At 48.0% G+C, this 10910-nt stretch carries 10 protein-coding genes; 8 read left to right on the plus strand and 2 right to left on the minus strand.

The features are described from left to right. Positions 1 to 30 precede the first annotated feature (30 nt). The 4 genes from ACO0LH_RS27720 (at position 31) to ACO0LH_RS27735 (ending at position 2390) form a co-directional block, all read left to right on the plus strand. On the plus strand, positions 31 to 414 hold the full coding sequence (locus tag ACO0LH_RS27720; RefSeq protein WP_422944390.1) for a flagellar biosynthetic protein FliO: 384 nt from the start codon (positions 31 to 33) through the stop codon (positions 412 to 414). Further along, positions 407 to 1183 carry a flagellar type III secretion system pore protein FliP gene (gene fliP, locus ACO0LH_RS27725; protein WP_422944391.1) on the plus strand — a complete coding sequence of 259 codons (777 nt, stop codon included), beginning with the start codon at positions 407 to 409 and terminating at the stop codon, positions 1181 to 1183. The genes ACO0LH_RS27720 and fliP overlap by 8 nt, the downstream gene beginning before the upstream one ends. Positions 1184 to 1284: 101 nt before the next feature. Continuing rightward, positions 1285 to 1950, plus strand: coding sequence for a sigma-70 family RNA polymerase sigma factor (locus ACO0LH_RS27730; RefSeq protein ID WP_422944392.1), 666 nt, complete (start codon positions 1285 to 1287; stop codon positions 1948 to 1950). Positions 1951 to 1988: 38 nt separating this feature from the next. Continuing rightward, on the plus strand, positions 1989 to 2390 hold the full coding sequence (locus ACO0LH_RS27735; protein ID WP_422944393.1) for a hypothetical protein: 402 nt from the start codon (positions 1989 to 1991) through the stop codon (positions 2388 to 2390). Between the two features lie 30 nt (positions 2391 to 2420). Here the strand turns inward: ACO0LH_RS27735 and ACO0LH_RS27740 are convergent, their stop codons facing one another. Further along, the gene (locus ACO0LH_RS27740; protein ID WP_422944394.1) at positions 2421 to 3182 is read right to left on the minus strand and encodes a FliH/SctL family protein; all 762 of its coding nucleotides are present in this window, start codon (positions 3180 to 3182) and stop codon (positions 2421 to 2423) included. Positions 3183 to 4283: 1101 nt separating this feature from the next. On the opposite strand from ACO0LH_RS27740, the gene ACO0LH_RS27745 reads away from it, so the two are divergent. The 4 genes from ACO0LH_RS27745 to ACO0LH_RS27760 all read left to right on the plus strand — a co-directional run bounded on the left by ACO0LH_RS27745 (position 4284) and on the right by ACO0LH_RS27760 (position 10740). After that, positions 4284 to 5003, plus strand: a complete 720-nt coding sequence (locus tag ACO0LH_RS27745) for a hypothetical protein (protein WP_422944395.1) — start codon at positions 4284 to 4286, stop codon at positions 5001 to 5003. A 1-nt stretch (position 5004) separates the two neighbouring features. Continuing rightward, on the plus strand, positions 5005 to 7008 hold the full coding sequence (locus ACO0LH_RS27750) for a hypothetical protein (protein WP_422944396.1): 2004 nt from the start codon (positions 5005 to 5007) through the stop codon (positions 7006 to 7008). Between the two features lie 13 nt (positions 7009 to 7021). Further along, positions 7022 to 8029, plus strand: a complete 1008-nt coding sequence (locus tag ACO0LH_RS27755) for an AAA family ATPase (protein WP_422944397.1) — start codon at positions 7022 to 7024, stop codon at positions 8027 to 8029. Between the two features lie 1316 nt (positions 8030 to 9345). Beyond that, positions 9346 to 10740, plus strand: a complete 1395-nt coding sequence (locus tag ACO0LH_RS27760; RefSeq protein ID WP_422944398.1) for a hypothetical protein — start codon at positions 9346 to 9348, stop codon at positions 10738 to 10740. 80 nt (positions 10741 to 10820) lie between these two features. Here the strand turns inward: ACO0LH_RS27760 and ACO0LH_RS27765 are convergent. Further along, positions 10821 to 10910, minus strand: a 90-nt coding sequence (locus ACO0LH_RS27765; RefSeq protein WP_422944399.1) for an IS3 family transposase, incomplete at its 5' end; no start/stop codon positions are given.

The following is a 10910-nucleotide window of genomic DNA, read 5'->3' on the forward strand; positions in this document are numbered from 1 at the left end:
ATCTGCGCTAGCTTTGCACGCATTTTGGTCATGTCCGCGCTGATCATTTTCAGTCAGTCTAGTTACGCCCAGGTGTCTGCATCCGGTGCACATACAAGCATTCCCTTTAAGCAAGACAAGCAGCCAAGTGACTCGATGGCTTATCAGGGGTTGGCGGGTGCGCTTTTGGCTGGATTGGCGGCATATGGTGTTATTTTGGGATTGAAACGCTATCGAGATAAATTCAGTGTAAACCCTAAAACAGCCCGGCGACTCCGTACGCTAGAAGCAATCCGGCTCGGTAAAACCAGTATGCTGTATGTTATTGAATACAATGGACAGGAATTGCTTTTGGCGGAAAGTGCGAAAGGCATTCAATTATTGACTGCGGCACAGCTAGCAAACGTGCAAGAAAGTGCTGTAAATAATGCCTGATATTTTGTCTTCGCGATGGCTTAAACTATTTTTCTTGCTGGCCTTTGCTTTTGCGGGAGCACATTGCATGGCCGCAGGCACCGAAGTTTTTTCGCTGCCTGGCGTTGGTGTGCATATTTCCAATGATGCGTCACAAACGTCGCAGGTGTCCGCCGCTCTCAAAGTACTTTTGGGATTGACGGTACTTAGTCTGGCGCCTGCACTGCTCGTATCAGTCACTTCATTTGTCCGAATTATTGTTGTCCTGTCGATGATGCGTCATGCCATCGGTATGCCAGAAACCCCTCCAAATACAGTGTTAATCAGCTTGGCTTTATTTTTGACATTATTCACTATGTCACCGGTACTGACGCAGGTCAATCAGACGGCTTTTCAACCATTTATGGATGGAAAAATGGCCGCCGGACCAGCATTTGAAAATGGATTGAAGCCTATCCGTGAATTTATGGTGAGACAGACGCGTGAACAAGATTTGCAATTGATGGTGGAGATCGCCAAAAGCCCTGAACCTAGAACCATTGACGATATTTCAACGGTGCAATTAATACCGGCGTTTATGCTTTCCGAACTTCGTTCAGCGTTTCAAATTGGTTTCGTCATCTTTTTGCCCTTTGTTTTGATTGACTTGATTGTTTCTACTATTCTCATGTCTTTGGGAATGATGATGGTGCCACCAGTGTCCATATCATTACCTCTAAAGATTTTAATGTTCGTCCTTATTGACGGATGGAATCTGGTCGTTCGCGCCTTGCTTGGCACTTTTCAATAGCAGGTCTTCGTAACGTGCCAAAGCTGCGCCAACACAAGATGGTTTATCCTATTCCCCCAGACGAAGAATCAAGTCTATGGGCCGAAATACGGGAGGGAAGTGTGCGTGCGCGTCAATGCATCATTGAAAGTTACCTGCCTTTTGCACGTATTCTTGCAGCAAAAATATTTGGCAGACGTATTGATAATGATCTTGATTTTGCCGAATATATGCAATTTGCCAGTCTCGGCCTAGTGCAGGCGGTTGACCAGTTTGATTTTTCCAGAGATATATTGTTTAGGACTTTTGCTACGCATCGTATCAACGGCGCGATATTAAACGGTCTCGAGCACATGAGTGAAAAACGCGAACAAATTTCGACCAGAAGGCGCCTGAACGATGAGCGTAACAATGCCATCAAATCAGTCATCGCAGAAGCGGAGATCGATACCTTTCAGCAGTTGGCAGAAATCGCGATTAGCTTTGCATTTGGATACATTCTTGATAATCCCCACATTTATCAGCACGATGAGGCCATTACCCAGGAGAGCGCATATGGCGGGCTTGAATTAAAACAATTGCGAGAAAAGGTGAGAGCGCTTGTAGAACGTTTACCTCACAAGGAGCGTCTTGTCATTAAATCTCACTACCTGAATCATTTGCCGTTTAACGTCATTGCAGAAACCTTAGAATTGAGCAAAGGGCGAATCGCCCAGCTACATTCAAGCGCCTTGAAGCTGCTGCATCGATCGATTAGAAATATTGAAATTTGTGATGTAATATTGTAGGAATAAGTATTGCTTAAGATGCGACAAAAGGACTATTAATGGCTGAGATAAGTAGCGTAAATCATATTGTTGCCTTGCTGCGTAACCAAATCACGAAAAAAATTGATCACTCTGACAAAACTTCAGAATCCCAGAAAAATCGCAACGGCAAAAATAAGGAAATCAAAAGATCACAGGCACCTTCCAAGATCGAAGATTTAATATCGATAAGGGTGAAGGGACTTAATCCGGATGATCCTAAAAGAGGTAAAAAGGCGTTCCGGATTTTCCTTGAATCAGTATTGCTAAGTGAGCTAGGGGAAAATTTAATCAACGATCCTGCTTTTTATCAAATGGTCAGCGATATTCAATCGACCATGGAAGCGGATCCACAAATTTCAATTGTCATCAACAAAGCGGTGGCTGAGCTTCTTGGAAAGAATATGGGCACTGCAATTTGACTATGTACCGTTTAAACTTCAGCGCCACAGTCAGCTTACAGTGAATGAATTACGTGCTGAACGTAAGGTAGATAACAGATTCTCCAATTGCGTTTCCAATCGTGCATCCAGGTCTCCCACTTCTGTTTCCAGAACACAGCCCCCAAAAGCTATACCGGCATCTGCAATCCAGGTTACCGTGTCACCTATTTGTAAAGAGGTCTTAGCTTCCAAAACTCCTCCAGTACGCAGGATATCCATATCTGCTGGGTTAATGCGGATCGTCAGTTTTTCTTTCGCGCTAACACGCAGTGCCACTTCGCGTACGATGCCTTGTATCCCGTCAGGCGTGAGCACCGTTTTTCCCAGAATCTTGCAAACGGATTCGAATACAATTGCAACCGCAACGTCTTCTATCCCCTGGATGCCCGATTCGATGGCCTGCGGAAGTTTCTCGGTAATTGATTTAATACGTGCGAATTCAGAGGCAAACTCTGCTTTTGCCTCTTCCATTCCGGCCTGACGTCCTTCCCGCAATCCACGCTGTCGGCCCAATTCTTTGGCTGCTTCTGCTTCGTCTTTGATTTGTGCTAATACTGAAAGACGCGCTTGTTCAACAAGGGTCTCCACACTTTTACCAGACACGGTGTCAGAGGTAGCTGCCTCAAGCTTTAATTGCATGTGCTCGCCAGGATCTTCATCGGGAGATACTGATGAGCCAGAGATCCTCTGTTCATTTTTTTCTTTGGAAGCACGTGTCGCAAGTTTACGTTTATTTCCAGAAAGAATTGGTGATCGAATAATTGATGCCATGATATGTCTATTAGGTTGATACTTACATCATACCTGCGCAGTATTTACTGCGCAGAGAATCTGTTAAATAAATATGGTAGTTCCACGCCACAGGTATTGATCTAATCGTCAATCAGCCTGGATCTAATCTCTTTATCAAATGAATACGCTTTAAGATGAAGAATATCGAAGCTTCAGACATAGTGAAAATTCTTGATGGCCATTGGCGGAATCGAACGACTTATACTAGGAATTTCATTCATTTTGCTCCGAAAAGTAAATGCCCCTCAGAAAATCGGCCTAAGTTTGCTTAGCTGGCGGCGTTGTTCTAACAAACCTGTCCTGTGATAGGCTGCCTCCACCTTATTTTGCACTTGGTGAGCCAAAGATCTTGTAACATCAAAACGTTCAGCGCCATTGAGGTGACTTGCTATAAAGATCGGAATATTCTTCCATGACATAGCAGGATGAGTTTCCACTGAAATTTAGTTCCCCCAAGGTGACGTAAAATAAAGGTAATTTTGGAAAGATAAATCTCTCGCAACACTGACCGGCGGTACTGCAGGGTTATCGGTGTTCTGAAATCACAGAAAGCTGGTTTAATGAAATCACCTGGATTTGGGAGGAATGGGAATGGGTCAGAGTTTTATGCAAACTCCGGGTCGTAATATATAGTTCCTGGGATGAAGTCTATTCGTGGACGCCAATAAATTGTCGTCACTTTTATGCAAATTTTTGTTTGATAAACAGTCAGTTGATGTATGGCAATGAATTTTTGTCATGAATGGCAACAACTATTGCCACGAATAGCAACAGTTTTATGTAATAACCCGATTGATTTTAGTACGCGGACAACAAGTTGGGGTGCGCTTCGTCGGTGGCTCTCCTTTGCGTTCCCGACTTCCGTACCAAGTTGTTGTCACTCAAGTGTGACAACATTCTGTAACTTCTCAACCTAGAGACAACATTCTGTAACTTTGCAACCTAAGGACATAATTTGGGTGATTTGCTACGCATATATAAAAAATATTGCTCCGCAAACCTTGCGATAACCGCGCAGCAACCTATGCTGAGGAGTAGCGCACGGTACTTCTAGCTGTGCGTACATCTTGTGGTAGCTTTATGGCCAAGTCGACCCATACCAAGCGCGGCACACGGCTAGGAACGCAGTTCCGCGGGAAACTTGCGGTTGCATACGGCCAGCGCGGGGTGGGTCCAAATAGTTTATGGTACGTGTACAGCCCTCGCATGCGGACTGACTGGGTACTGCGCAGCGATCTGGAGTGGGACCATTTTGTTTTAGCGGAATCTGACCCTGATATTGTCAGCTGCTCATATATTCACCAGCAAAAGCGCATAGTGTCCAACGGACAGACGTTGGATATTCCTGTTGATGTCGTTGTGACATATATGGACGGGTCGACAGAATGGAGAAGTGTTCGCTTCGCTGGTCTAGTGTCGAACGAACAGTCTCCTGCTTCGGTACAACTGGGCCAGTTTGTCGCGGCGGCTGAGCGCACAGGAGTTTCATACAGGCTTTGGACTGAAGAAACAATCCGAAACAATCATATTCTGCTAACCAACTGGCGACGCATTCTTGCGTGGATGGCCGCTGCCAGGGATCGTTCTCTTGCTCCTTATCAGGCTGAACTGGCTCGTGTCCTTCTTAGCGACAAGAAGATTTCGCTGGGACAAATCGAAACGATGTTCGGTGAAGCGTCGTTCAGTTTGTACGCCGCTGCAATATTTTCTGAACTACAACATGGAGTCTATTTGTCTGATCTTGACACAGACCCTCTGTCTACCCACACCACAATTCGAGTGCAGGGAGAGGGAGAGTGAGATGAAACAACGCTGGACAGCGCGCACGTTGCCACCTGATTTGGCTGACACTTCTAGGTGGCGGCTTGTTGATTCCGATGCGCTAGATGATAAGCAAAAGGAGCGATTTTTGAATTTTCAAGCTGCTATAACTGCTTACCTTGAAACTGGAAAAATTAGTGCGATTTCCGAAGAACGTGGGATATCGAAAAACAATATTGTCCGACAATTGAATCGCTGTGTAACTCTGGCTGCAGACGGCAAGCCTTACGGCTGGTCGGCGCTAATTTCTCAGCTTCGAACGGGTGAATACGAGCGAAAGGCTAAGCTGCCGTTAGGGCGCCAAGGCTCGCGCGGCAATAGGGCAGGGGCTTTTCGAGCGTTTATTGCACTTCACCCGGAAATAAAGCGAAAGATTGACAATCTGATTTTCAAGCGTTCGGGAAAAGGAGAAGTGCACGAGGCGCGTATCGCGATCAAAAACATTCATGCTGCGTTCGTAAGTTATTGCGAAGATGCCGGGATCACCGGAAATCAATACCCGCTCAACAGCAAATCTTGCGGTAAAAGATCAATCGCACGTTATGTGAACGATGCTCTAATGAGTTCAAGTGAAGAGGCATGCCGAACCCGCTTTGGCGCCATAGCCCGTTCACATATGAATGTCGGTCGAGGCCGACAGTCTAGCGCCATGGCACATGCTCCTTTCGATGTAGTTGGAATTGACCCGCATAAGCTGGACTGCATCGGCACGGTCCGTATTACAGGTCCCAAAGGCCCGCAACACGTTGCTATCGAGCGTCTATGGATTGTGCCTGCAGTAGACGACCATTCCCGTGCCATCTTGGGATACAGCGTTGGCATTCGCACCGAGTGTTCCGCAGCGATCATCGAGCATTGTATTATTTCCGCAATGTCAGCCTGGAAACCTCGGGAGTTGAAGATACCCAAGATGGTATACGCACCTGGAGCTGGTTTGCCTTCTGGAAAGTTTCCCGAGCTCATCGGTCGGGCATGGGCTATGATGATGGTTGATAATGCTGCTGTTCACTATTCCAGCGCCATCGCTGAAAGGGCAAGGAGACGGCTTGGGTGCGCGGTAAATTACGGGCCAATTGGTCATTGGGAGCACAGGCCCTCGTTGGAACGCGTCATGCGTACGTTGGAAGGCTACGGCTTTCAGCGACTACCTTCGACAACAGGAAATTCTCCTACCGATCCCACTAAAGATGATCCCGTGCGTAACGCGGTGGTCTTGGGCATTGATTGGGAAATTCTGCTTGATATGATCGATGTAATAATTGCGAACTATAACGCCACTCCAAATGAGGCTTTGGGCAATCGATCCCCGCTTAGCCTCCTTCATGACTACGTGGAAAAAGGATCGTTTGATTTTTTACCGCGCCGCCTACCACCTGTTGTTGCAACCATCGCGGAACTTGGAGTAACTATCGAAACTAAGACTGTGCGTGGGAATCTGAAGCAAGGAAGACGGCCCTACGTCGAAATTGACCGTGTCCGTTATACAAGCCCCTTACTGAGCTCGACCTTTAACTTGGTTGGTAAAAAGTTACGAGTTCACATACGTGAGTCAAATATGTGTAGCGTACACGCCTATCATGAATCTGGCGAAGAATTGGGTATATTGCAGGCCCAAGGAGCGTGGGGAAGAACTATTCATACGCGGGAAATGCGCAAGCAGATCAATGCCCTACGCGATAGTTTCGAATTGGTAGTGGGATATCAGGAAAATCCAATTGTTGCATTCTTAAATTATCTTGGATCAGCCACGCATAAAGAAGCTGAGAAAAAGCCCATGCAGGTGTCTCGTAGCGCAACCAAACTGGTGCAAGCAGCACACGAATCGGGGATGCCAGTCGTGCCTGAGTCTTGTAACGAGGTACCTCTTGCTCCGCAACAAATTCAGCCGATTCTCAGTATTATACCGTCGCAATCAGACCAGTCAAAAACCCGCACACTTTCTGTGTTGGTTAAGCCGCCTCTCTGGAAAACTGTGATCCGTTAAGGCAGGAGGATGTATGAAGGAACTCGTTGAACTAGTGACAGTTCAAAACGCTGTGCCGCCTGAGGCGGTGCCTGATGACTTGGCTAGCCATCCCGTACTACGGAGCCAGATTCGCCTGCCAACGCCGGCAATACGCACCGCGTTCGATATTTTGGCTAACACAGCGCTGCAGCGCGCTCCAGGCTGCTGTTTCCACGCTTTCCCAAGGTTTGGCAAAACGTCGGCAATCGAAGTTCTTATCGAACAGTTGGCTCAGTCGTTCCCGGAAATGCCAATGTATTCTATCAACGCTGTCTGGCATCCGAGATTTTCTGAAACCATCTATATGGGCGAGCTTCTCAGCGGATGCTCGCATGTAATGATAGCAACAGGTAAGTTCGAAGTACGACGTACTCGCCTCATCAATTACCTGTGGACGCAGGCCAAGGCACGAAGCACCGATCGAATTGTCATGTTTATCGATGAAGCCCAGAATTGGCACGAAGCTGAGCTAACTATGCTTCGTGACGTGACTAATGAGCTTGCCAAACATCATGGCGTCCAGCTTATCGCAGTGCTCTTCGGCGCTCCAGAACTAACGACACTTCGTTCAACTCTAATCCAGTCTGGGCGAATCGACTTAATTGGCCGTTTTATGATCCAGCAGTATGAATTTCATGGCATAACACGCCTGGATGAACTGGTAACGATAATGGGCTATTACGACAATGCAGATATTTCAGAGTATCCGGCAGGCAGTAGAAGGTGCTATAGCGAATATTTACTCCCCCTTGCATATGGAAGCGGGTGGCGTTTACAGCAAGAAGGTCCGCGTTTATGGGACCAGTTTCGTAAATCAGCTCAGGGCAGCGGTGGCTTGGATGATGTAGGAATGTTGTGGGTCACTGATAGTATTAGGCAATTTTTCTTGGATCAGATTGAGTTCGACCATCCAGGCCTGACCGGCACTTCTAATGACTGGGCTAGCGCAGTACTCCGATCAGGATTCAAAGACTCCCTTGGCGTTACCTACAGCGCATGAATCCTCCGTCCGATTTGACGCAAGCACCTATTGAAGGCGCAGCCTGGCTGGCTGATTGGGAAATGCCTTTCGAGGGACCATACACTCTCGCAGCTAAGTTCGCGTGGGCAAACGGTGCAGATGCCAAGGCATTATGCCATACAGTTTTTGGACGAAAATTGCTCAGTTCCAGCAACGTGGGCCTTCATGGCAGGTCGCTGCTCGACATGGGGTGGGTAAGCAAAGCAGACGATCTGGGAATTCCTTATCTTCGTGATAAAGCGATAGAAGGCGCTCTGGTGAGATGGGCGGGGCGTTGGACTCCATATATCGCCGCAGATAATACCGTTCGCTTTTGTCGCACTTGTCTAACGCATGGCTTCCAGAGCGCAATCTTTCAAATTGACGGCATTAAAACTTGCCCGATTCATCAGGAACGTCTCACTAGCGCCTGTCCGCATTGTGGAGCAAAAGGTCAGTGCTACGCTATCACAGAGGCTAGTTTTACTGCACCCTTTCACTGTTTAAATTGTATGGCCCCGCTTGCGGGCTCGTTTGACATAGGCAAATGGAACGACACCTCTTTCCGTCTTTCTGCTTTCACCTGCCTGGCACCAATAGCTCAATGGCTTCAGGGACTAGCAGCTACCACACTTAAATGGCCTGGCTGGTCTGACTGGCACTTTCCGCTTCGCTGGCATTGCAGCGCCGCGGAGCGCCGCGTTGCATCACTAGATGTCCTGCTACAGGCATACCCACCATCGGCTCAGGCAATAGCGTTACGGCTACGCCGTCAAGCGCCGAAAATATACCTTTGCCGGCATCCAGCAAGGCTTGGGACAGCGTAGCGACTGGCCAAGAAATCTCCCTAGATCACGTGTTGCTCTATAAGGCTATTCGCAGACATCTCCGACGCCGTTTGCACGGATGTGCTCACGTTTCAATAAGGCCTCTTTCACAGATAATTGAAGTGTTCCATAGTGATGGGACAATGCAACTAGACGCCAAGGCTTGCCCCCGGGCTCAAGCATTTGCACTTTGGCGGTATCATTTCGAGACTGCACAGCACGATAAACACGCATTAATTTTGCGACGACCAGTTTTGCAAGGGCTGGATGAGGCGCATTTCGACGCAGTCACATGGGTTAGCTTTCTACTTGCAAGTTTTCACGCGGCCGTATGCGTATTTGACTCCTGGCACAAACAGGCCAAAATGCTGCCAGATTCCGGTTTGTACGGTCTTGATCGCACTAGCGCGCGAGTTGCACTCAAAGTTCGCTCCATTGCTGTCGCCACGAATCTTATCTAGCTTTCCAGCAGTAACAACGCTAACTTTCATGGATAAGTATGGCGAACCCCGAATCCTGTTGGTGGGGCGCTCACATTCAGGTTCCACATCAGGGATTCACGATCAGAGTCGGTGGTGTAACTGCGCCGGCAGCGTCTGCAACGAGCATGGGCCGGCTGGCGGTCTCTTTCCAGGCTATATCGCCAACGCAGTGCAACGAAGTCCGGACTTTGTGAATTTGGCTTATTTCGTGCCAATGGATCAGTTGCAACTTCCTGCCAGTTTAGACGGTTCCTTATTCAAACCCGAACGCGACAAGCGCCATTGTAGCCTCAAGGCCAATAATGACCTTGAAGCCATTTCTCTGTGGTTGGATGAGTGTCAGAAACCTAAGACGCGCAGGGTATATGCGCAGCTCATAGAAAAAGTGCTGCTGTGGTGCGTTGCGCAACGCGGAATCTCCCTATCTCAAATAAGCGTTGAGGATTTAAATGCATTATATGATTTTCTTGCCGATCCAGTGCCACACGATATTTGGTTACCATTGCAGAATCATAGGGCAACGAGCCGTTGGAGCCCCTTCAGTAAGGCGCCGTCTGCACGCACCCAGGAGGTAATCTTAACGGCACTGTCGTCATTACTTCAGAGTTGGGCCAACCAAGCGTATATATGGGAAAACCCATGCTCCAAGAGTCGAGGTCCGTCGAAAACTGCAAGAGTGGGTGTGGTCGACGCGCCACTGCGCGGCACGCGTGAAGCGCTAGTCACGGTAGGTGAATGGGCCTACCTTACCCACGCTGCAGGCTCGCCGATAGAGAATGCAACGGTTTGTGCATTGATTAATCTCGCCTATTTCGGCGCTTTAAAGGTAGCCGAAATCGCCGCGATTCAGCTAAAAAATGTCCGAAGAATTCCCTCTACCAAGCCAGGCCGCGACATCTGGAGCATAATTGTTCCGAGTCGGAAAGCACAGCGTGAGGAGGTATTTCTTACGGCAGAACTCGTCACGATATTTTGCTTATTTTTCCCTGTCGCTCCGAATGATTTTCATTCCTTTATTGCCAGCCAGCCAGATACCTATCTGGTTGATTTTTTGAACCAAGCGCCTTGTGCAGGACATGCTGATGTATCGGAGCCGCCGAGTGTACAGAGCCTTTCGTCTTCTCTTAAACCCGTGTTTCGAAAAGCGGCGCAGTTAGCTGAACGTTGTGGGGATACTGCAACTGCTAATCGTTTGGAAATTGCTACTTTGTCTTGGCTGGCAGACGCCTTGGAAAAACACCTTAAACAGAAGGGTAAATTGGGATCCCATTGCTGGTGTGCCTTAGGTGCATGTAAGTTATGCCCGGCTACTCTGGTCCGCTACTTGCCAGACCGGCGGAGTCAGAGTCCTGAAGCAATCGAACATGCTCTCTACAAACTTGCCGCAGCCCTCAACGATTGAGGGCGAGAAAACTGTACTCTGGTAGTTGCTTTACACTGAAAATTGACCAGCGGGGGGTGCAGCGTAAAACTTGGACTGGTTTATGCTATAAGTCCTAGGCTCTCACGGTATTCCATGGGACTAAGTGAACCGAGGGAAATCTTGATACGCTTTTCGTTATACCAGCGGAT

It is taken from the genome of Undibacterium sp. TJN19 (assembly GCF_049339485.1).
In the GTDB taxonomy this organism is placed as follows: Bacteria; Pseudomonadota; Gammaproteobacteria; order Burkholderiales; family Burkholderiaceae_D; genus Undibacterium.